The organism is Natronorubrum halalkaliphilum (genome assembly GCF_009834785.1).
GTDB classification, from domain to species: domain Archaea; phylum Halobacteriota; class Halobacteria; order Halobacteriales; family Natrialbaceae; genus Natronorubrum; species Natronorubrum halalkaliphilum.
Genome location: NZ_WUYX01000069.1, coordinates 38,725 through 59,601 on the forward strand (window position 1 = coordinate 38,725; position 20,877 = coordinate 59,601).

At 60.2% G+C, this 20,877-nt stretch carries 18 protein-coding genes and 1 tRNA gene; 10 read left to right on the plus strand and 9 right to left on the minus strand.

Annotation, left to right across the window (positions count from 1 at the left end):
- Nucleotides 1-18: 18 nt before the first annotated feature.
- Both GS429_RS18330 and GS429_RS18335 read right to left on the minus strand, forming a co-directional pair.
- Nucleotides 19-834 carry an HD domain-containing protein gene (locus GS429_RS18330; RefSeq protein ID WP_160066881.1) on the minus strand — a complete coding sequence of 272 codons (816 nt, stop codon included), beginning with the start codon at nt 832-834 and terminating at the stop codon, nt 19-21.
- Between the two features lie 88 nt (nt 835-922).
- On the minus strand, nt 923-1,402 hold the full coding sequence (locus tag GS429_RS18335; RefSeq protein WP_160066883.1) for a redoxin domain-containing protein: 480 nt from the start codon (nt 1,400-1,402) through the stop codon (nt 923-925).
- A gap of 328 nt (nt 1,403-1,730) precedes the next feature.
- Between GS429_RS18335 and tatA the strand changes: the two genes are divergently transcribed.
- Together tatA and GS429_RS18345 are read left to right on the plus strand one after the other, a co-directional pair.
- Entirely contained in the window at nt 1,731-2,033 is a 303-nt protein-coding gene (gene tatA / locus GS429_RS18340; protein ID WP_160066885.1) for a twin-arginine translocase TatA/TatE family subunit, read from the plus strand.
- A gap of 14 nt (nt 2,034-2,047) precedes the next feature.
- Nucleotides 2,048-2,120: transfer RNA gene (locus tag GS429_RS18345), tRNA-Arg, on the plus strand.
- A gap of 338 nt (nt 2,121-2,458) precedes the next feature.
- On the opposite strand, the gene GS429_RS18350 is transcribed toward GS429_RS18345, so the two are convergent.
- Both GS429_RS18350 and GS429_RS18355 read right to left on the minus strand, forming a co-directional pair.
- Nucleotides 2,459-3,739, minus strand: a complete 1,281-nt coding sequence (locus GS429_RS18350; RefSeq protein ID WP_160066887.1) for an acyl-CoA dehydrogenase family protein — start codon at nt 3,737-3,739, stop codon at nt 2,459-2,461.
- Between the two features lie 189 nt (nt 3,740-3,928).
- Complete coding sequence (locus GS429_RS18355) at nt 3,929-4,696, minus strand: SDR family NAD(P)-dependent oxidoreductase (RefSeq protein WP_160066889.1); 768 nt, start codon at nt 4,694-4,696, stop codon at nt 3,929-3,931.
- Nucleotides 4,697-5,210: 514 nt separating this feature from the next.
- Here GS429_RS18355 and GS429_RS18360 point away from each other — a divergent pair.
- From GS429_RS18360 to GS429_RS18395, 8 genes are all read left to right on the plus strand, one after another.
- Nucleotides 5,211-6,479, plus strand: coding sequence for an RNA-guided endonuclease InsQ/TnpB family protein (locus tag GS429_RS18360; protein ID WP_160066891.1), 1,269 nt, complete (start codon nt 5,211-5,213; stop codon nt 6,477-6,479).
- A gap of 225 nt (nt 6,480-6,704) precedes the next feature.
- A complete protein-coding gene (locus tag GS429_RS18365) occupies nt 6,705-11,105 on the plus strand; it encodes an ATPase, T2SS/T4P/T4SS family (RefSeq protein ID WP_160066893.1) in 4,401 nt (1,466 codons plus the stop codon).
- Nucleotides 11,102-13,168 (plus strand): type II secretion system F family protein, encoded by a 2,067-nt coding sequence (locus GS429_RS18370; RefSeq protein ID WP_160066895.1) that lies wholly within the window; start codon nt 11,102-11,104, stop codon nt 13,166-13,168. Before GS429_RS18365 ends, GS429_RS18370 begins: the two co-directional genes overlap by 4 nt.
- Before the next feature lies 1 nt (nt 13,169).
- Complete coding sequence (locus tag GS429_RS18375) at nt 13,170-13,733, plus strand: DUF7287 family protein (protein ID WP_160066897.1); 564 nt, start codon at nt 13,170-13,172, stop codon at nt 13,731-13,733.
- Nucleotides 13,734-13,735: 2 nt separating this feature from the next.
- Entirely contained in the window at nt 13,736-14,377 is a 642-nt protein-coding gene (locus GS429_RS18380) for a DUF7288 family protein (protein ID WP_160066899.1), read from the plus strand.
- On the plus strand, nt 14,371-14,835 hold the full coding sequence (locus GS429_RS18385) for a DUF7261 family protein (RefSeq protein WP_160066901.1): 465 nt from the start codon (nt 14,371-14,373) through the stop codon (nt 14,833-14,835). The genes GS429_RS18380 and GS429_RS18385 overlap by 7 nt, the downstream gene beginning before the upstream one ends.
- Entirely contained in the window at nt 14,832-15,332 is a 501-nt protein-coding gene (locus GS429_RS18390) for a DUF7266 family protein (protein ID WP_160066903.1), read from the plus strand. The genes GS429_RS18385 and GS429_RS18390 overlap by 4 nt, the downstream gene beginning before the upstream one ends.
- Nucleotides 15,329-16,132, plus strand: a complete 804-nt coding sequence (locus GS429_RS18395; RefSeq protein WP_160066905.1) for a DUF7289 family protein — start codon at nt 15,329-15,331, stop codon at nt 16,130-16,132. The genes GS429_RS18390 and GS429_RS18395 overlap by 4 nt, the downstream gene beginning before the upstream one ends.
- Before the next feature lie 24 nt (nt 16,133-16,156).
- Here GS429_RS18395 and GS429_RS18400 read toward each other — a convergent pair whose 3' ends face one another.
- The 5 genes from GS429_RS18400 to GS429_RS18420 form a co-directional block, all read right to left on the minus strand.
- Nucleotides 16,157-17,527, minus strand: coding sequence for a hypothetical protein (locus GS429_RS18400; RefSeq protein ID WP_160066907.1), 1,371 nt, complete (start codon nt 17,525-17,527; stop codon nt 16,157-16,159).
- Between the two features lie 117 nt (nt 17,528-17,644).
- Nucleotides 17,645-18,475: a CheR family methyltransferase gene (locus tag GS429_RS18405; protein WP_160066909.1), complete on the minus strand. Its 831-nt coding sequence runs from the start codon at nt 18,473-18,475 to the stop codon at nt 17,645-17,647.
- Nucleotides 18,472-18,993, minus strand: coding sequence for a chemotaxis protein CheD (locus tag GS429_RS18410; RefSeq protein WP_160066911.1), 522 nt, complete (start codon nt 18,991-18,993; stop codon nt 18,472-18,474). Before GS429_RS18410 ends, GS429_RS18405 begins: the two co-directional genes overlap by 4 nt.
- On the minus strand, nt 18,990-20,249 hold the full coding sequence (locus GS429_RS18415) for a chemotaxis protein CheC (protein WP_160066913.1): 1,260 nt from the start codon (nt 20,247-20,249) through the stop codon (nt 18,990-18,992). The genes GS429_RS18410 and GS429_RS18415 overlap by 4 nt, the downstream gene beginning before the upstream one ends.
- On the minus strand, nt 20,246-20,851 hold the full coding sequence (locus GS429_RS18420; protein ID WP_160066915.1) for a chemotaxis protein CheC: 606 nt from the start codon (nt 20,849-20,851) through the stop codon (nt 20,246-20,248). The genes GS429_RS18415 and GS429_RS18420 overlap by 4 nt, the downstream gene beginning before the upstream one ends.
- Nucleotides 20,852-20,877 lie beyond the last annotated feature (26 nt).

Genomic DNA, 20,877 nt, shown 5'->3' on the forward strand with positions numbered 1-20,877 from the left:
CGCACGCGGCGCAACCGTCTACAGTTCGATTCGCTCGACTAGCTGCTCGCGGTTTTCGTTCGTGTTAACGGCCACGATTCGAATCTGGTCCTCGAGTCCGGAGTCTTCGAGTTTCGCCTTCAGCAGGTTGTCGACCTGGTAGACGCCGGCGGCGTTGGTCATGGCGATTTCGACCATCACGGGGCTCTGATCGCCTTTCTGGAGCGAGACGCGATTGATCGCCTGACTCGAGAGGGTGTTGATGCCGCGGCCGCCGTGCTCGTAGGGGATCCGTGACCGACCGCGTTCCATGTCGAGGGCGTCGGCGACGCGAATGATTCCAGCTTCGGTCGTCAGTGGCATTTCGGCCGTATGGTGACAGAGAATCGCGTGCAGGACTTCGCCTTTCATGCGGACCGTCTCGGCGAGGTCGTAGAACTCGGGGAGGATCCGATCGAGGATGTCCGCAGCGAGCGGGATCGAGTAGTAGACGTGTTCGTCCCGGTGGACGACGTGGCCGACGTCGTGCAGCGTCGCCGCGAGCACGATGATGACGCCTTCGTCTTCCTCGGCCAGGCCTTGCTGGCGCGCGCCGTTGAAATCCACGTTGCCGGCCTTGAGCAAGTCGTACAGACAGAGTGCTCGGTTGCGGACGATTTCGATGTGTTTCGACCCGTGATCGTTGTACTGCATTCGGTCGACGGCGTTGACGTTCTGGGCCTCGAGATAGGTCTGAATCTCTTCGTCTTCGGTGATGAACTCGAGGACGCGGTTCAGTTTCTCGTCGGGAAAATGATGGTCCGCAGCAGGGGAGTACACACGATGTTCGGCGTCGTCATCGATAGAATCGGTCATACGAAATCTTCGCCTGCTGACTAAAAAAGCCCTGCGACGACGGCTGCCGGGCTATCGCTCGGAGTGGATCGAGTCCTGCTGGCTCGTTTCAGGCCGCGTCTTCGGCGGCGGCCTCGACCTCGTCGTAGTCGGGTTCGACGCCGGGGTCGTCGCTGACCCAGGCGTAGGTGATTTCGCCGTCGCCGTCGATGACGAAGACCGAGCGCTTGGCGACGCCGTAGACGCCGAGGTCGGCGAAGTCCATCTCGATACCGTAGTCGTCGATGATCTCTCCGTTGTAGTCGCTGATGAGGCCGAACTCGAGCTCGTTCTGGTCGCGGAACTCGTTCAGCGTGAACGGGGAGTCCCGGCTGACGCCGTAGACGGTGGCGTCGAGGTCGTTGAACGACGCGAGTCGGTCCTGGAACGCGCACATTTCGGTCGTACAGACGCTGGTGAACGCGCCCGGGAAAAAGGCGAGAACGATCGGTGCGTCGTCCTCAAGGCGCTCTGAAAGCGTGAACTCCTCGATATCGCCGTTTGCAAGCGGTGCGGTGAAATCGGCTGCAGTGTCTCCGGTTTCGGGCATCAGTGGGTGTTATCGGTAACTCGGAAAGACAGTTTCGTTCGCGGAACCGAGGGTGGACCGTGCTGGGTCCCGTTCGCATCGTCCGATACGTACGGAGGTGCCCGGTATCGGTCAGAATAACTGTAATACCGCTCCACCAGGTGGTTTCTCCAACGTTTGTGTATTGCTGTTCGATTTTCACCCGCCGTTTTTGGAAAATCACTATATACGTTGTCGAACGATGTTGTAATTAGGCCGCTAGTCCGGCTCAAACGGACTTTCGCTGAAACTTGCTATACTTAGTGGTCCAAAAAGGTTATAATTGCCAGCGGATAAGCCACGTATAGAGATGGTAGCCGAAATCGCACCGCTGTTCATCCCCGGCGCACCCGGGGGTCCGGAACTACTGATCATCCTTTTCATCGCCATTCTGCTGTTCGGGGCCAACAAGATCCCGAAGCTGGCACGGTCCACCGGTGAGGCCATGGGCGAATTCCAGAAGGGGCGTGAAAAGGTCGAAACGGAACTCGACGAAATGCGCGAGTCAGGGTTTGAAGACGTTGACGAGGACGAAGACGACGAGTTCGTCGACACGGAGCCCGTCACCGAAGAAACTGAAACCGACACGGAAACTGAAACGGAAACCAACTAAGCGTTTTTCTCGAGGGACGTGTGGCCTAGCGGAGAGGGCAGAAGGTTCCTAACCTTCTGAGCGCGGGTTCAAATCCCGTCACGTCCGTCCGCGACGAACGAACGTGAGGAGCGGACGGCCCCGGGATTTGAATGAGAGAAGACGCGCGCAGCGAAGTGAGCACGTCTTCGCGTGGTTCAAATCCCGTCATGTCGGCCACCAGTCATAATCGTGAGTGTACACTGGAAAACATCACATCCAGCTTTCGCTCACTCAAGCAGAGAGCGTCGCTTTCGGCGAGCAACTGCGGATTGCACGAGGGGAGAACTCCCCTCGAGCACGCTTATTGCGAACCAAAAACGGGCCACACTGTTTGCTGTACCGATGTACCGGTGCAATCGCAGGACGGTCGCGATTGTCCCGGCAATGACGTACAGTAGACAGTATCAGTGGGTGTCAGTACTCCCGCCACTCCGCCCGTTCGGATCCCCGAATCGGGTCAGGGGCTCGAGTTCTTCGCGAGCGACATCCTCGAAGGCGTCGCGGGCGATGACGCGCCGGTGAACTTCGTCGGCTCCGTCGACGATGCGGAACTGCCGGACGGACTCGTAGAAGTCGGCCAGCGGGAGATCTTTGCCGATGCCGTTTGCGCCACAGCACTGAACGGCGAGATCGATCGCGTCCTGAGTGACGTTCGCGGTGAACACCTTGCACATCGAGACGGGGATGCGGGCCTCGTCGCCGGCATCGATCCGATCCGCCGCGTCGCGGATGGCGGTGCGCGCGACGTGGAGTCTGGTTTCGGCGTCGGCGATGCGGTAGCGCAGCGACTGTTTCTCCGAGAGCGTCGAGCCAAAGCCCTCGCGCTCGCTGGTGTAGGCTTTTGCGATCTCGAGGGCGCGTTGGGCCATCCCGGAAAAGCGCATACAGTGGGTGAGTCGGGCCGGACCGAGCCGTTCCTGTGCGTGGGTAAAGCCCCGATTCAGCTCACCCAGCAGGTGTTCCTCGGGGACCCGGACGTTCTCGTAGCGGATTTCGGCGTGGGACGCACCGCGGGGGCCACCGCCCATGTGGGGTACGTCGCGGACGATCTCGACGCCGTCGGCGTCCGTGGGGACGATAAAGAGCGAACAGCCCTCGTAGGGGTGGGCGTCCGGATCGGTGCGCGCGAGGACGAACAACACGTCCGCTTCGACGCCCTGCGTCGTCCACCACTTGTGGCCGTTGATAACCCACTCGTCACCGTCTCGAGACGCCGTGGTTCCCTCGGCAGCGTCTTTTTCCGCGGTGGTCCGGATCATCTTCGGATCCGAACCGGCCCCCTGCATCGGTTCGGTCATCGAGAACCCCGATTTGAGCTCGCCCTTTACGAGCGGCTCGAGGTAGGTCTCCTTCTGAATCTCGTCACCCGCAAGCTCCAGCAGGTGCATGTTCCCCTCGTCGGGGGCGTCGACGCGCATCGCGACGGGACCGAGCAGGCTCCGGCCGGCCTCCTCGAAGACCGGGAGTGCGTCTCGAAAGCTCATCCCCATCCCGCCGTAGGCTTCAGAAATCTGGGGCGCGTAGACGTCGTACTCGCGAGCCGACTGGCGAAGATCCGCGACGGTGCCGCTCGAGACGGTCATGCCGCCGGATCGCTCTCGCTCGATCGGGAGGACGACCTCGTCCATCAGCGCTCGAGCGCGTTCGGCGAGTTCCTGCGCCTGGTCGGAGTCAGCGTACTGCATACGATCACTTGGACGGTCACTCGTTAGGGAGGGTCGCTCGCTCCTGCTCGGATGGAATTTGAGTAATGTATTTATAATCGTATCTTGACCCTCGGGTTTCAGTTTACAGATGCAGCATTTAGTCCTAATAACAGAACCGATGGTAATTCCACTATTCAAAAACCGCCATCGTTTGGGGGTTCCGAACAGTTACCGCGACGTCCACCCGCCGTCGACCGCCAGACAGGCTCCGGTCATGTAGCTCGCGGCGTCGCTGGCGAGAAAGACGACCGGTCCAGCGATCTCTTCGGGGTCGGCGAACCGGTCCAGCGGCGTGCGGTCGATGATCGATTGCCGGAGCCGTTCGTTCGCCTCGAGGTCTTCGGTCAGTTCCGTCGAGACGTAGCCGGGGGCGACGGCGTTGACTCTGACCTCGGGTGCCCAGTCGAGTGATAGGCTCTTCGTGAGGCCGACCAGCCCGTGCTTCGAAGCGACGTAGGGATGCTGTCGGGGGAGGCCGACGAGTCCGCCGACGCTTGCGACGTTGATCACGGAACCGCCGTCGCTCTCGTGGAGGTGGTCCGCCGCCGCGCGAGTCACCTCGTAGGCCCCGTTCAGGTTGACGTCGAGAACGCGATCGAGACTCTCTTCGGAGACGTCTTCGGGCCGGCCTAGCGCATCGTCGGGGTTGAAGCCGGCGTTGTTGACGACGATGTCGACGCCGCCGAACGCCTCGTCGGCTCGCTCGATTACGTCGCCCACTGCGTCGGAGTCGGTTACGTCCGCGGAAACGGCGAGTGCGTCGCGGCCGTCGTCCTCGATCGCGTCAGCGACGGCCTCGATTTCGTCGGTCGAACGCGCCGACGGCACGACCGCAGCGCCGGCGTTTGCGAGTTCCACCGCGATCGCGCGCCCGATACCGCGGCCGCCGCCCGTTACCACTGCAACCCGTCCGTGGAGATCGAATTGGTCACTCATCGCCTAATGCTACGTCGATCCGGTTGCGTAATGCTTTTTTGTCGAACGTCCCGGTCGCCGTCTTGGGTATCGCGTCGACCGTTCTGATCTCGTCGGGAAGCTACCAATTGGGCTGGTTGAGTTCCGCCTCGAGATGTCGCCAGTCTCGCCGCTTTGTCTGACCATTCTGTCTCGCTGCTCCGTCCGGCCGCTTTGTCTGGTTGTCCGTCTCGCCACGATAGCCACAGAACGCGGCCGTCCAAACGATCGAGGAGAAAGCGAGGTGACGATCCGGCGCGGATATTCCGCCGGTAGTCGCTCGAGTCCTCCCGTACGGACCCCTGATCGATCGACGGAACGTTCGAATTCGATACAGTATTATGGGATGAGCAGGCGCAAAACCTCGCCGTTTACGGCGGGGATACGCGCCGTCACTGGATGACGCCTTCCACCAATGACTGCACGGCTGGATATTCCAGGTTCAACCACTATCTTTAATACTGATTAATTCATAAGTACTTATGAACATAGTACGATGCTGAAGACAACCCGCACCTATCGAGCGAAAATCGTCAACCACACCCAAGTGAGTGACGACCTCGATGACTGCGGACACTCTGCATCGAAACTGTGGAACGTCGCCCGCTACCACACCCAAAAAGAATGGAATGAAACCGGAGAGATACCGTCTGAAGCCGGCCTCAAGCGTGAACTAAAAGACCACGAACGCTACAGTGACCTACATTCTCAGTCAAGTCAGCGAGTTCTAGAAGAGCTTGCTGAGGCGTTCAACGGCTGGTTCAAAAAACGCAAGAACGGCGATACAGACGCGAATCCACCCGGCTACCGAAAGCGAGGCGACAACCACCCACGCTCCACCGTGATATGGAAGCAGATGGGTATCAAGCACGATTCCAAACACAATCAACTCCGCCTATCCAAAGGCTTCAACCTGAAGAACCACCGCTCGGACTTCATCCTTGCAGAGTACGAGACGAGACCGGACGTGACCGTGGAGAACATCCAACAAGTACGCGCCGTGTGGAACGGCGACCGCTGGGAACTCCACCTCGTCTGCAAAGTCGAAATTCCCGTCGAGGACGCACCCGGTGACAACACGGCGGGTATCGACCTCGGAATCAAGAACTACCTCGCCATCGCCTACGATGATGGAGACGCCGAGTTGTATCCGGGGAACGTGCTGAAGCAAGACAAGCACTACTTCACGCGAGACGAGTACAACACTGAAGGTGAAAACGGGCCGTCGAAGCGTGCGCTCCGCGCTCGACAGAAACTCTCTCGTCGGAAAAACCACTTCCTGCACGCCCTCGCCAAGCACATCGTCGAGAGGTGCATCGACCACGAGGTCGGTCGCATCGCCATCGGTGACTTGAGCAAGATTCGTGAGGAGGAGAACGGTGACGCTCGAAACTGGGGCAAGCGTGGCAACAAGAAACTCCACGGCTGGGAGTTTGACCGCTTCACCACGTTGCTCGAATACAAGGCCGAAGAACACGGCATACTCGTAGACCGAAAGAGCGAGCGGGACACGAGTAAGACGTGTTCGTGCTGTGGCCGGAAGCGTGATGCGAATCGCGTGGAGCGCGGCTTGTACGTCTGTGCATCGTGCGGAGCGACGATGAACGCAGACGTGAACGGTGCGGTGAACATTCGCAGAAAGATAACTCAGAATCCCCCAACTGGGGATATGAGTAACGGTCGTTTGGCACGGCCAGTAGCCTACCTGTTCAATCAAACCTCGGGGCGTTTCGCACCGAGCGAACAGGCGGGTTGCGAACCTTAATATCCCAACGCTCGGGAATCCTCGCCCTTCAGGACGGGGAGGATGTCAAACGTGGTGTTAGGAGTTGAGTAGAAGACCGCAATGAGTGTGACAGTAGTCTGATGAGTTATCTGACTCGCTGCCGACAGATGTGGGTTCCGTGCGTACGCACCACTGTACGCGGGATTATCAGAAGTGGTAATATACGGATGAATTTTTTGAAGGGGGAGGGTTTGGGTGAAGTCAATGGCTATTGATGAGGGCGATCAGTCGGACGCCGGGGAATTTTCTGAGGGGGCGGCATCCGACCCAGCGTCGGAGGACGACCGATCTCGCGAGTCGACTTCTGATTCGGACTCGAGCGGTGGTGTTCGCGTCGGCGACTACACGTGGGAAGACTTCATGGAGGAGTACGGGTACGGTGACGAGATTTCGGTGCTGTACCCCGACGAGCCCGCGGGTGCGAACGCAGACGACCAGCTGGGACTCGACACCGACGAAACGCCCGAGCGAACGATACCGAGCGGGACGGACTGGGAGCGAGTCGAGTTCGATCCGACGGCGTATCTCGACTATCATCCCGACGACCTTCGATCGTCGGTGATGGCGACCGCCGGCGAGAACGCCGAGACGCTCTGGGACGCCTTCCTCGAGTACGCCGATCCGGAGACGACGCCGGTCACCAAAGACGTCTGGACCTGGGAGCACTACAAGTGGGAGTATTACTACGAAGACGACGGCTCCCGACCGCGCGACGGCGACGGCGAGATCGTTCGCCACGACGAAGAAGAAGCGCTCGGGTTCGACCCCGATACGATAGAGCAGCGCCTGTTCGCGGGCGACGAAGCCGCGATGGAACTGGACGAACTCGTCGAGGAACGAACCGTCAACATTCAGGACGACATCGAGGAAGACGAGTTCTTCTCGACGGCGGACGGAACCACGACCGTCTCCAACCGCTACGACCTCGAGAAGGCGGTGCCGTTCGAGAAGAAGACTCACTTTCAGGAAGTCGAGCGCTACTGGGTGAACAAACCCTACGCCTACGTCGTCATCTTCCACTCCGAGAAGGAAAACGAGAAGAAGTACTACATGGTCGAGCCGTACCTGAACGAGATCGAACTGGAACTCCAGGAGTTCCTCTCGGGGAAACTCAGGACGGCGATCAAGTATTCGGAGGACGGAATCAAAGAGAAAGCCAGCGAGGACGGCCGCCGAACGGTCATCGAAGAGGAAACGCGACGCCTGCTGAAGCGGTACGACCTCTTCGAGAAGACCTCGGGGAGCACCAAACAGGGTCTGCTCGAGGCGCTGAAATCGGTCCTCGACGATGAGGACGAAGAGGAGGAGGAGCCGGGCCCGAGCCCGCTCGAAGGGATCGAGGTTCGACCGGAGCCGGCGATTCTCGCGGACGATCCGGACACGCTAAACGAGTACCAGGTCGAGAAACTCCTCTATCTGCTCAAACGGAACTTCATCGGCTACGAGCGCATCGACGGCATCAAACACGATATCAACGTCGAGGACATCTCCGTCGACGGCTACAACTCGCCGGTCTTCGTCTATCACTCGGAGTACGAGCAGATCATTTCGAACATTTACCACGGCGAGGACGAACTCGACGACTTCGTCGTGAAACTCGCCCAGCGGTCGGGCAAGGGGATCAGCAAGCGGCTCCCGCAGGTCGACGCGACGCTACCCGACGGCTCACGCGCCCAGCTGACGCTGGGACAGGAAGTCTCCGATCACGGGACCAACTACACCATTCGACAGTTCAAGGACGTTCCGTTTACCCCGATCGACCTCATCAACTGGAACACCTTTAGTCTGGACGAGATGGCCTTTCTCTGGCTCTGTATCGAGAACCACAAGAGCCTGATCTTCGCCGGCGGTACCGCGTCCGGGAAGACGACCTCGCTGAACGCGGTCTCGCTGTTCATTCCGAGCAACGCGAAAATCGTCTCGATCGAGGACACTCGCGAGGTCGAACTCCCTCAGCGAAACTGGATCGCAAGCGTCACGCGCCCGTCGTTCTCCGACGACGAGCAGGGTGACGTCGATGAGTTCGACCTGCTCGAGGCCGCGCTCCGTCAGCGACCCGACTACATCGTGATGGGTGAGATCCGCGGCGAGGAAGGCCGGACCCTGTTCCAGGTTATGTCGACGGGTCACACCACCTACACGACGTTCCACGCCGACTCCGTCGACGAGGTTCTCAAGCGGTTCACGACGGATCCGATCAACGTCTCGAAGACGATGTTTACCGCACTCGACCTCGTCTCCATCCAGACCCAGACGCGGGTCCAGGGGCGGAAGGTCCGCCGGAACAAATCGCTCACGGAGATCAACCACTACGAGGCCGAACACGACGAGATCAACGTCCAGGACGTCTACCAGTGGCAGGCCGAAACCGACGAGTACCTCAAGATGGGGGACTCGAACACCTTAGAAGAGATCCAGTTCGACCGCGGCTGGAACAAGGAGAAACTCGAGGAGGAACTGTTCAAACGCGAGGTCATCCTCGCGTACCTCATCAAAAAGGGGCTGAACACGTACGCGGAGGTCGCGGCAACCGTCCAGGCGTTTATCAACGACCCCGATACGATCCTCACGCTCATCGCGAACGGGCAACTCGAGGACAGTCTCGAAGACCTCCGGGAGATGGAGAGCGTCTTGATCGACGTTGACCAGGAGAAAGAGGAACTCGTCCCCCGTCCGGACGCAACCAGCGAAACCTCCAACCTCTCGATGGATATCCTCGAGCGGGCCGAGGAGTCGCTGTTCGAGGAGTACCGCGGGAAGGTACCCAGCGGTCTCGCCAGCGCACTCGGCGAGTCAGACGAGGAAGAGACGATCGACGTGGATCAGGCAACCGCCGAGAAGTTCGACTTTGCCGGCGACGTCGACAACTCGGTCGACGAAGAGGAGTGGGAACTCGGCACCGATTCGACCGGGTTCGCTGCGAATTCCGCCGCCGAAAGCGACGAACCCGCGTGGCTCAGCGAGGACACCGGCTTCGATATCAGCGGCGAAGCCGAAGCCGAGACCGACGAGACGACGGCCGACGCGGCCACTGGCGGCGCGTCCGCGTCCGGCCAGGATGGCGGCGATACGGTGAGTGCGTTCGATCGAGACGGGACAAACGCAGTCGAGACGACTTCCGAAGACCCAGCAGCCGAGACGAGTACGGAGACCGAATCCATACCGCCGGCATCGACGGCAAACACCGCGAACGACACCACGGTATTCCCGTCCGATGACGCCGAGGACGGAGACCTGGGCGGACTGTTCGACGATATGGACGAGACGATCGAGCAAGTCGACAACACTTGGGACGAAGCCCCGACCTCCGCGGAATCCGGATCGGACACGGCCGGAACAAGTTCCGGTATCGACTCGATGTTCCCGGACGGAAAGCTCGAGCCGATCTTCGACCCCGAATCACCCGACGACGGCGCAGGCGACTTCAGCGACGAACTCGAGGATACCGGCGAGAACGAGCGGTCGCCGCCTTCCTCGGATGAGACGGAATTGCAGTCGTCGGCTTCGGACGGAGAACAGCCGTCGTCCCCGTCCGATGAGGGGGCCGCTGCCGACGAAACGGCGGGCTCGAGTGCCGAGGCGATGTCGTCGCCGGCGTCGGAGAGCGAGACGGAGACGCCGGACGACGCCGTTGAGTCGGACGCACAGACTGAACCAGCGACGGCCGAGACGGATACGGGTTCGGCGTTGGATCCGGAGCCGGAGACAGAGACAGATCCGGAGACGGAGCCAACCCCGGTCGCCGAAAGTGAGTCGACGGACGACGAACCTGCCGGCGTGTCCGCGGAGAGCGTCGGCGGCGATGATGCGGCCGCAGAGAGCGACGTTCCTGATGAAGTCGCCGAAGCCGATGGCGAGGCGAACGCCAGTCCGATGGATGATAGTGCCGGCGAGGACACGCCTATCGAATCCGATGACGATGGTGGGCCACCACCGGAGAACAGCGAGCGAGCACCGGACGCCGGCGAGCCATCGGTCGACTCACCGCCATCTGACGCGGATGAGACACCGAACGACCAACTAACGTCCGGCACCGATGGCAGCGTCGACGAACAGCCGTCTGGTGATGGCGACGGTCGATCGGTGGCTTCCCCGGACGAATTGTCGCCCGACGATAACGACGAGCCGGCCACCGATGATAACCGGGCCGAACCAGCCACGGATCGCAGCGCCGCTGAACCGGAGACAGCAACCGAGTCAAACCCCGACGATACGATCGATGATGACGTCGCGTCGATCTTCGGTTCGGACACCGAGTCGATCTTCAGCGACGACGCTGACGCTGACGCTGACGTTGATGCTGATGCTGATGAGGATACCAATGACGATGAAACCGGCAACGTCGGCTCGCTGTTTGATGACAGCACTCAGTCCGGGACAGGTGATTCGATCTTCAGCGACGACGGTGACGATGCGATGACTGACGACGGCTCGCTGTTCGAGGACGATACTCGATCCGACGCTGACGATTCGATATTCAAGCAACGGAACGACGACGTCCAGGACGGGAGCGAAGACGACGCGAAAACCGAACGCGACGCTGACGGCGACGGTACCGACGGAAACACGCTGTTCGACGACAGTGATGAGGAACCCGACGAATGAGCCTCAAAACCGACAACAGTGGTGATTCCGGTGGAGTTTCGGGTAGCTCTGACGTTCTGGGAAATGCGTTCTATCCGCTCTACACTCGGCTGTTCAGCGACGACAGCGAGTTCGTCAGCGACGTCGAGACGAAACTCGCCCAGGCCCGAATGACCGACACGGTCGAGCTCTACCTCTCCAGAGCGCTCGGTATCGGCTTCATCAGCGGGCTCGCGCTGTGGCTGATCGGTCTCCTTCTCGGATACGGCCTCTTTGCTACCGGCCTCATAGAGGTCGAAGCGCTGCTCGGGATCCCACTTAGCAACGAGACGGTTATCTACGTCCTCGAGACGCTCCGCGTACCGGCGCTAGTGACCGCCACCGGACTCGTATTCGGGACGATCGGATTCGCACTCGGCTTCGGTTCCCTCGTCGCGATCCCGTACTCGCGCGCCTCCACCCGCAAGCGCGAGATCAATATGCTCCTTACCGACTCCGTCTCGTTCATGTACGCGCTGTCGGTCGGGGGCCTGAACCAACTCGAGATCATCGAGGCGATGGCCCAGGCCGACGACACCTACGGCGAGGTCGCGATGGAGTTCCAGAGCATCGTTAAGGAGACGGAGTACTTCGACGTCGACTACCGGACCGCGATCCGCAAGCAGGCACTCGAGACGCCGAGCGACGAACTCTCGCAGTTCCTGACCGACATGCTCTCGATCATCAACAGCGGCGGCGACATGGAGAGCTTCCTTGAGGACAAGAAAGAAAAGCACATGCGAACCGCCAAACAGGAACAGGAACTGACCCTCGAGACCCTCGAGCTATTCGGGGAGATGTACATGACGCTGTCGCTGTTCCCGCTGCTCCTGATCATCATTATGGTCGTCATGCAGATGATCCCGCAGGCGGAGGTGACGAACGATATGCTCTACCTGACCGTCTACGGCCTGATTCCGCTCACGGGGATCGGGTTCCTCGTGCTGGTTTCGACGGTCAAACACGACGAACCCGGTGACGGCTACCTCTCGATGGGCGACAACGATCGACGCGTCGAAACCGCACAGGATCAGGGACTGCTCAACCTCGGCCTCGTCGAGCAGTTCACGGGCGAACACGGCGTCTTCGACCGCATCAAAAACCGCGAAGGGACCTACGAGACGATGGAAGTGTTGCGGAAGCCACACATCTTCTTCCGCGATAACCCGCTGTACACGCTCGCGTTGACGGTGCCGGCATCGCTCGTCGTCATTGCCACGGCGATGATGAACGGCGCGGCACCGCTCTCGTGGAGCCAGATGCTCGATAACGCTATCTGGGGGACGTTCATCTACATCTACGTCCCGCTGTATCTCATCGCGATTCCGCTCGCGATCTTTCGCGAATGGAACGTTCGCCATCGAAACGCCGTCGTCAGTCAGCTCTCCGAAGATCTTCGGAAGCTCTCGAGTTCGAACGATACGGGGTTGACCCTCCTCGAGTCGCTCAAATCGGTTTCCGACACCACGAGCGGGAAATTAGCTCGCGAGTTCGAGATGATGCACACGAAGGTCAACTACGGAACGAGCCTGAAACAGGCGCTGATCGAGTTTAACAACAAGTATCACATCCCTCGCCTCGCCAGGACGACGCGGCTGATTACGGAAGCCCAAGAGGCGTCGAACCAGATTTCGGACGTGCTTCGGACGGCCGCCCGGGCGAGCGAGAATCACGACGATATCGAGCGGGAGCGAAAGTCCCGAACCCGGATGCAGGTCGTGATCATCATCATGACGTTCATGACGGTACTCGCCGTTATCGCGATCCTCAAAACCCAGTTCATCGACACGATGGCCGGTCTCGAGGCCGGAAGCGCCGATACCGAGGCGGGCGGTGGCGGTGGTGGTCAACTCGCGGATGCCGATCTGAGCGACAACATCAACGTCGATATGCTCTCGGTGTTGTTCTTCCACGCCGTGACGATGCAGGCGATCATCTCCGGGATCATCTGCGGGTATATCCGCGACGCGGACGTGCTCAGCGGCCTGAAGTTCTCCGTGATACTGTCGACGGTCGCCCTCGTCGGCTGGATACTGGTGGCATAAGATGACTCGAGAACGAACCAAGCACAGTCGTGGCCGGCGGCGGGAGCACCGCCCGCACACGGTCTCGGTATCCCTGCGTGATCGCGGTCAGACCACGCAGGACTTCGCCGTCGGGATCGGGGTGTTCATCCTGGCGGTCGCCTTCGTCTTCTCGTTCCTGCCGACGATTCTGACGCCGTTCGACTCGACGGTTAGTGGCGGAGAGACGGCGCAAGCAGATCGGATTGCGGATCGGCTGGTGCATAATTTGTCGGCGGAGGATAGTCCGAGTCCGAACGAAATCGACGGGGAGCGATTCCGGAAAGATTTCGCCAGTGATGACGACAACCTGACTGAGTCGCTCGGACTCCGGGCAAGCGACAGTCCCGATATCAGGTACGATCGAATCAATGTCACTATCGAGCATCTCAACGGGACGTCCGTGACTGACGAAGCGGAATGGAGCGCTGGCGACCGATACGACGGCCAATCGGCGGCCAGCTCCGCGCGGATCGTCGCTGTCGATCACGAGGAGTTCCCGAAAAATGATCAACCAGCCTACCGGCTCGTCGTGAGGGTCTGGTAACCATGTTCCGAGATAACTCCTCACGCGATACTGACCGGGGGCAAGCGTACACGCTCGAGGGGTTCATCAGCGCGATGATCGTCTTGATGGCGTTGCTGTTTGCCATGCAGTCGGTCGTCATCACGCCGACGACCGGTGGACTTGCCGATCGAACGGTCCAGTCGCAGATACAGCAGGAGGCACAGGATGCGCTGGTGGTTGCCGCAATGGACGATGAAGGCGACCTTTCAGAGATGATTCGGTACTGGGATGAAGACGAAGACGAGTTCTACAATGCGACCGAGTCATCAACGGCCCCTGGAAGCTACAACGCGACGAACAACACGGAACTCTACAACGAGTTTGCACTCGGGGAGATCCTCTCGGATCGGTTCACCGAACGGGGACTGAGTTACAACGTCGAACTCGTCTATCAGAATGAGAGCGGCGAGTTCGATAGCGAGAACAGTACGTATCTCGTCTACCAAGGCGAGTCTGAGGCAGTGGTGGCGAGTTATACGGTTACGTTGTTCGAGACTGATGATCTTAAGGCACCGGCGAGTTCCGAGACTGTCGATGGCGCTGATAGCTACCCGGTTCCTCGAGCTACTGATAGCTCCAGTGCAGTCTACAACGTCGTGGAGGTGCGCATCGCAGTATGGTAACTGATAGTATCCGAGACCGACGGCAGCAGGATCGTTCGAACGAAAAAGATCGACCCGACAGAGGACAGATCATCCTCATCGGTGCCATTACACTCGCGTTCATCATTCTCGGTGTTGTCGTCGTCTTCAACGGCGTCCTCTACACCGAGACCCTGTCGTCGGCCGATACGGGCCAGAGTGCGAGCACTGCTGAGACGACTGAACTCGAGATCGAACAGGGAATTGGTTGCCTGATTGCCAGCGACGAAGTAGATGAGAGCGAGTTGAACGACGAAATACGTGATTTCAACAAAGTCTATCAGAACGCAACAGCCCATTCGAGGCCAGCGGCAGTGAATATCGGCAATATCGAGGAAAACAATGATGGGGATGGGCGCAACGTCACGATAACCTACGATTCTAACGATCTCAGTTACACACAAACCCGGACGATCAAAGAGGGAGATTGCCCATCATGATCCGATCAGACCACACCACGGACCGCGGGGTGTCGATCGCGCTCACGCACGTCCTGACGATCGGGATCACCACGATTCTCATCGCCATGCTGTTGGTGAGCGGGAGCACAATGCTTGACTCCCAGACGGAACGGTCCGCACAGACGTCGCTCGAGACCGTCGGCGAACGGCTGGCCGGCGACATCGATAACGTCGACCGGATCGCAGCGGCGGAAGACGATACGGTGACGCTGACCGCAGATCATCCTCGATCGGTTGCGAACTCGGGGTACACCGTCGAGTTACTGGAGGAAGACGACTGCGATCAAGGGCCGTTGCTCGATGGACAGACCGACTGCGTGAGGTTATCGGCCCACGATGTGGATGTGACGGTTTACGTGCCGGTCACACTCGATGCAGACGTTGCCGATGACGAAAATTCGGTGACGGGTGGCTCGGTCGAGATCAGCTACGACAGCGAGGACGGGGAGATCCAGCTCACGGAGGCAAACCGATGATCAACCGACGAACCGAACCGGCGACGGAGTCGTGGACTGACGACCGGGGCGTTACCGAAGTACTCGCGTTTATTCTCGTCTTCGCGACGATCTTCGGCTCAATCGGGCTACTGTATATGACCGGATTTCAGGCCATGTCCGACTATCAGGAGGTCGAACAACAGGTTAACGCCGAACGGGCGATGGACGCTCTCGCGGATAACTTCAACGACGTCATTCGATACGACGGCGTCAACCAGCGCTACGGTGAACTCGCGCTGCGGGAGGGGACGGTGACGACTGGTGATAGCGGAACAAAGCTAGACATAATAATTGAAGATATAGACGGTGATGTAATTGAAATTGGCGATAACGACCGATTTGCTCATTATAGTGACGACGCCACGGTGGATCTAGGCGAGTTCTCCTACACCTCGGACGGCAGTACGATCGCCTACGAAGGTGGTGGACTCGTTCGAAGCGATGACTCCGGTGAGTGGAGTACCGTTTCCAAACAGCCACAACTGAACTGTGGCGATAACGCTGCGACGATTTCGCTCGTTGCCGTCTCCTCGGAGAGTCGGTCGCTACAGAGCAGTGAGGGACTCGGCGTCACGATGTCTGTCGAAAACCGTACGACCAAGGTCTACAACGACGTCGAGGACGTTACGATCGAGATCGACGAGTCCGAGACGGAGTACGACGCTGCTTGGAAATCGACGCTCGAGAACTGGGGCGGCAGTGAAACCCTTGAGGAAACGTGTGAACTTGGCGGCGGCCAACTCGTCGTCACCTTCGTCGAAGTCGACATCGACTACTAACGACGCTCACTGCCCACGAAACGCCTATTCTGCGTCCCAGTCGCCGGTCAACATCGCTCGTAGTCCGGCCCGGGACACCAACGCTTCGACACGCGCTGCCAGCACCTCCGTCTCGCCGCCGGTCTCGAGATACAACCCGTTCGAGAGCTGCTGTGGGTCGGCCATCGGGCTGCCGTCGGCGTGTGTCGGCGAGTCGTTCAGGACGGCTCGAACGCCATCGTCATCGTCATCGACGTCGTCGGGGCTCCAGGGGACGGTCACACCCGAAAGCCCGCGATCGAAGAGGTACTCCGCGGTTCCGACGAGCGCTCGAGCCGAACTCGAGTGACCGATCGCGCCGATCGAGCCGCGATCGTTGAAGAATCTGACGACGTATTCGTCGCCGTCTGCGTCGTGATCGTTGGGTTGGTCGGTACCGGCATCGGTACCGATATCGACATCGGCATCAGCCGGGACGGATCCCGCGCTGACGTCATCCTCGCTGTCGGGTTCGTTTTCGTCGATTACATCGGTATCACCACTTTCACCGCTTTCATCGGTTGCACTCGAGTCCGTCTCGGTCGAGGTCGCGGTAGTGTCTTCGTCGGGGTCCGGTGTCTGCACGTCCCGCTGTGTACGGTTCTCGGCCGCCGAGTCCGACTGGTAGCTGACCGATCGAGTGCCGGTGGCCTCCGAGTCCGAATCCGAGGCCACGCTCGTGGGTTCGGAAAACTCGACGGCAACGTCCGAACTGGACGTCGTCTCGAGTTCGGCGGCCGGTTGCCCACGACCGTCGTCGGCGAACGTCGCGACGAGTCGCTCGATAAATCGGTCAGCGGCGGACTCGAACTCCGTTTCGTAGGTCGATCCCTGCTCGGTCACGCTCGTAAGCTCCGCGACGATTGCGTCGACGAGTGTCGATCGTTCGGTGGCGAGTTGACGGGCGACGAACTCGCGAGAGTGGCGCTCGAGACGACGGCCAACCGTTTCGCGCGAGTAGTGGGCGATGGTCGATTCGTGTTCCGAGAGCGATGACAGCTGGCAGGCGAGGCGTTCGGCGTCGGTCGTCCCGGCGAGGAGGAGGTAGTCGCGGCCGTTGGTATAGATCGCGCGGTCGATCCCCGTCCACGCCATCGTCTCGAGAAGCTCAACGGCGCGGGATTTGTCCAGTGACTCACTGAAGGGCTCGACGGCGACGAACAGGGCGGGGACGCCATCGACCGAACAGACGTACTCGAGTTGCGTGTCGTCGACTGTCGTCTGGGTCACACACGAGTCGGCGTGGACGTCCCAACCGAGCGTCTCGAGGAAGGGATCGACGAGCCAGGCGCGTGTCTCCCGACTCGAGGTCGGGGGCGCGGAGTCGACGAGCGCCCGAGAGCGGCGGACGAAGGCGTGGAGGTCGAGTGCACTCATCGTAGGACAGTATTCGAAGCAGTGGTATGTAAGCTCCCGTGTGCGTTGCAGCAGGCGGGAGACCGACCAGCACGGATTACGTTCCGCGTTCGATGTCGACGTCGACGTCGACGCCGATCAGTTCTGTGCGATCCCGTTCGCTTCCAGTTGCTCCCGATGATAGATGCGGAGTCGAGCGTCGTGGACGGCGAACGCCGATTTGAGGTTCGGTGGGATCGTCTCGGCTTTCCCGATGACGAGATAGCCGTCCCGGTGGAGCGACTGTGCGATCGTCTGGAGCATCGACCGTTTGTACTCGTTGTCGATGTAGATGAACAGGTTTCGGCAGATGACGAGATCGAACCCGGACTTGGGGTCGTCGTTAATCAGATCGTGCCGTTCGAAGCTGACCGGGGTTTTCACGTCGTCTGCGATCCGGTAGATTCGATCGTCTCGGTCGACGTACGTGCTGTAGTCGTCGAGAAATTCGAGTTGATCGTCGAAATCGACGGTTCGTGATTCCTCGTAAACTCCTCGACGGGCCGTCTCGAGTGCCGGTTCGCTGATATCGGTGCCGAGAATTTCGAGGGCGGAGGCGTCGATATCGGGGTCGTCGTGGGCGAGCATCGACACCGAGTACGGCTCGCGGCCGTCCGCACACGCGGCGCTCCAGACGCGGACGGTCTCGTCGGCTGCGGTGAGACGCTGCAGGACCTCCCGGATTCCCTCCCAGACGTCCGGATTGCGGAAGAAGCCGGTCACGTTGATGCTCAGCGCCTCGAGGAGCGCCTGTTGTTCGTCCGCGTCCTCTCGGAGCAACTCGAAGTAGTCAGCGTACGTCTCGTTCTGAGTCCGGCGCATCCGCGAGGAGACGCGGCGATCGAGGTAGCTGTCGTTGTAGTGACTCGTCGCGAACGCCAGTTCCGCCTCGACGAACGCGAGGAGGTCGTCGAAGCTGTCGTCGGTCATAGCTCCGTGACTCCGTTTTCGGCGCTTTCGTCGGCCGTTTTGACGACGAGCGTTCCCGATCCGGGCGTGAACTCGACGGTTCGGCCGTACTCGCCGCCGACGTCTTCGGCTTCGAGTGGAACGCCGAGTTTCTCGAGTTCCGCTTTCGCTGCGGCGATATTCCGCTGGCCGACGCCGTCACCGAAGCTCTCGAACTTGAACATGTCGCTGCCGCCGGCGATTTTGGCTTCGACGGTGGTGTAGTTGGCACCCTGTTCGACCATCCGTCGAAGCAGCGCTCGGATGGCGGTGTCGGCGTACTTGCCGGGTTTCCGGTCGCTGTTTTCGGCGGCGTCGCCGTCCGGCAGCATGATGTGTGCGAGACCGCCGATATCGCTGTCGGGATCGTACAGTGCAATCGCGAGACAAGAGCCCAGCCCGTAGGACTTGAGTGTGTCGTCGCCTTCGCTGACGGCCAGTTCGGAGATGCCGACCTGGACCGGCGTCGGCGCGCCCGGTTCAGTTCCGTAGGTTTTCATGTAGTATCGACTTCCTGAAATTCGGCTGTCGTCGGGGTGTCCTCGATCCGATCGACGTCGAGGTTGTTCAGCGCACGCTCGAGATCGTCTTCGTCCGGAATCGCGTACACCTCGCAGTCGAACTCCCGCCCGTCGGCCATGACGAGGGTATCGAAGACGAACGCAAAGTCCTGATTTTCCCCGAGTTGGATGATGACGGGGTCGACGGCTGCGGCACCCATGTCGTGGATGAACTCCGGCGTCGAGTGATCGATCGTCGTGTCGAGGACGTTCGCCCAGCCGTCGAGGAAGCCACTCGCCATGATGTTCCCGAGTTCCTTGATCGCGCTCGTTCCCATCTCGCCGAAGCCGTCCTCGTCCTCGTCGATCTCCATGGGGACCATCGCGTCGACGATCTCGTGGGCCGACTCCTCGTCGAACAGGAAGAGGAGGTAGCCACTCGGCATCCCGTCGAACTCGAAGGCGACGCCGACGAGCGTCTCGTCCGCGAGCTGTTCCGGAATCGCCTCGAGTGAGACGAAGTTCAACCGCCGAATCTCGACGCTGGTATCGATACCCGTCAGCGTCGTCGCCGTTTTGGCGACTTCCTCGGCGCCGCGTTCGGCCATCCGATCGAAGCCGTCGAGCTTGTCGTACTCGATGCCGCCGCTGGTCCGCAGGTGACCAAGCAGTCTCGACATGGACTCCCGTTTCGGGAAGAGATAGTGGCTGAATCCGACCTCGGTGCCGACGGTCTCGATTTGACTCTGAAAGAGCAAGGCGAGGTCGTCCTCGTCGGGTGCCTCGTCGATGTCGCCGAAGAAGAGTTCGGCCGATTGGCCCTCGACGAACTCCGGTGTCGAGACGTCGATCGCGGCCTCCAGTACGTCGGCCCAGCCGTCGATAAACCCGCTGTTCATAATGTGGCCGACCTCGGTCGCGGCGCTCTGTGTCATCTCGTCGAACGTGTCGATATCGGCACCGGCACCGGACTCGGACTCCGCGAGCAACGTTTCGACGATCCGGAGCGCGTTCTCGCGGTCGAAAACGATCATCGAATAGCCTTCGATGGCGCCGGTCAGATTGACGCGAATGCCGACCTTCTCCGTCGAATCCTCGAAGTCGCGACGAATTTCACGGCCGCGCATGAAGTTGAGCTTCGTGACGCCGACTTGCGTCTCGACGCCGGTCATATGCGTTAATCGACCGGCGGCGAGTCCGGCCCCTTCTCGGGCCATCTGATAGAACGTCCCGAGTGCGTTGACGTCGAGTTTCATGCAGTCTGGACTTCGATATCGTTGACCATTTCGACGAACTCCTCGAGATCGGGGAACGCGTAAATCTCGGCCTCGATCTGGTAACTCGGGACGGTCAGGTCCGAGTCGAAGAACAGCGCGAGGTCGTCGCCGCCGAGTCCGGCCGTCCGGGTGACGATGTCACCCGTCGGCGCGTAGACGAGCTGTGGGGCCGCGATGTCGATTGCGCGTCCGAGCACGTCGGCCCAGCCGTCGATGAAGCCACTGGCCATCATGTTCCCCATCTCTTCGACGGCGCTTCGGGCCATCTTGCCCGAGACGTCGGACATGTCGTCGACGACGTCGCGAAGCATGATCGCCGTAATCTTCTTCGCGCTCGCTTCGGGGAAGAGGATGAGAATGTGACCGTGTGGCGGATCGAGGAGCCGAACGCGAACGCCGACGCGCTTGCCGCTGTCGAGCTGGGACTCGATATCGTCGACGTCGACGAAGTTCGTCTTCGTCACCTCCATCTGTGCGTTCTCGCCGGTTAGTTTGCTCATGTTGTCGGCGACGCCGTTCGTCCCGACCTTCGCCATTTCGTTGATAAAGCTCAGCTTTCGAATGTCGACCATTAGCGTCATGGGTTCCTCCGTGGGTGTGGGTATTC

Excerpts from the sequence above, each read along its gene's own strand:
- GS429_RS18330 (WP_160066881.1), bottom strand. The coding sequence starts at position 834 with ATGACCGATTCTATCGATGACGACGCCGAACATCGTGTGTACTCCCCT.
- GS429_RS18335 (WP_160066883.1), bottom strand. The coding sequence starts at position 1,402 with ATGCCCGAAACCGGAGACACTGCAGCCGATTTCACCGCACCGCTTGCA.
- tatA (WP_160066885.1), top strand. The coding sequence starts at position 1,731 with ATGGTAGCCGAAATCGCACCGCTGTTCATCCCCGGCGCACCCGGGGGT.
- GS429_RS18350 (WP_160066887.1), bottom strand. The coding sequence starts at position 3,739 with ATGCAGTACGCTGACTCCGACCAGGCGCAGGAACTCGCCGAACGCGCT.
- GS429_RS18355 (WP_160066889.1), bottom strand. The coding sequence starts at position 4,696 with ATGAGTGACCAATTCGATCTCCACGGACGGGTTGCAGTGGTAACGGGC.
- GS429_RS18360 (WP_160066891.1), top strand. The coding sequence starts at position 5,211 with ATGCTGAAGACAACCCGCACCTATCGAGCGAAAATCGTCAACCACACC.
- GS429_RS18365 (WP_160066893.1), top strand. The coding sequence starts at position 6,705 with ATGGCTATTGATGAGGGCGATCAGTCGGACGCCGGGGAATTTTCTGAG.
- GS429_RS18370 (WP_160066895.1), top strand. The coding sequence starts at position 11,102 with ATGAGCCTCAAAACCGACAACAGTGGTGATTCCGGTGGAGTTTCGGGT.
- GS429_RS18375 (WP_160066897.1), top strand. The coding sequence starts at position 13,170 with ATGACTCGAGAACGAACCAAGCACAGTCGTGGCCGGCGGCGGGAGCAC.
- GS429_RS18380 (WP_160066899.1), top strand. The coding sequence starts at position 13,736 with ATGTTCCGAGATAACTCCTCACGCGATACTGACCGGGGGCAAGCGTAC.
- GS429_RS18385 (WP_160066901.1), top strand. The coding sequence starts at position 14,371 with ATGGTAACTGATAGTATCCGAGACCGACGGCAGCAGGATCGTTCGAAC.
- GS429_RS18390 (WP_160066903.1), top strand. The coding sequence starts at position 14,832 with ATGATCCGATCAGACCACACCACGGACCGCGGGGTGTCGATCGCGCTC.
- GS429_RS18395 (WP_160066905.1), top strand. The coding sequence starts at position 15,329 with ATGATCAACCGACGAACCGAACCGGCGACGGAGTCGTGGACTGACGAC.
- GS429_RS18400 (WP_160066907.1), bottom strand. The coding sequence starts at position 17,527 with ATGAGTGCACTCGACCTCCACGCCTTCGTCCGCCGCTCTCGGGCGCTC.
- GS429_RS18405 (WP_160066909.1), bottom strand. The coding sequence starts at position 18,475 with ATGACCGACGACAGCTTCGACGACCTCCTCGCGTTCGTCGAGGCGGAA.
- GS429_RS18410 (WP_160066911.1), bottom strand. The coding sequence starts at position 18,993 with ATGAAAACCTACGGAACTGAACCGGGCGCGCCGACGCCGGTCCAGGTC.
- GS429_RS18415 (WP_160066913.1), bottom strand. The coding sequence starts at position 20,249 with ATGAAACTCGACGTCAACGCACTCGGGACGTTCTATCAGATGGCCCGA.
- GS429_RS18420 (WP_160066915.1), bottom strand. The coding sequence starts at position 20,851 with ATGACGCTAATGGTCGACATTCGAAAGCTGAGCTTTATCAACGAAATG.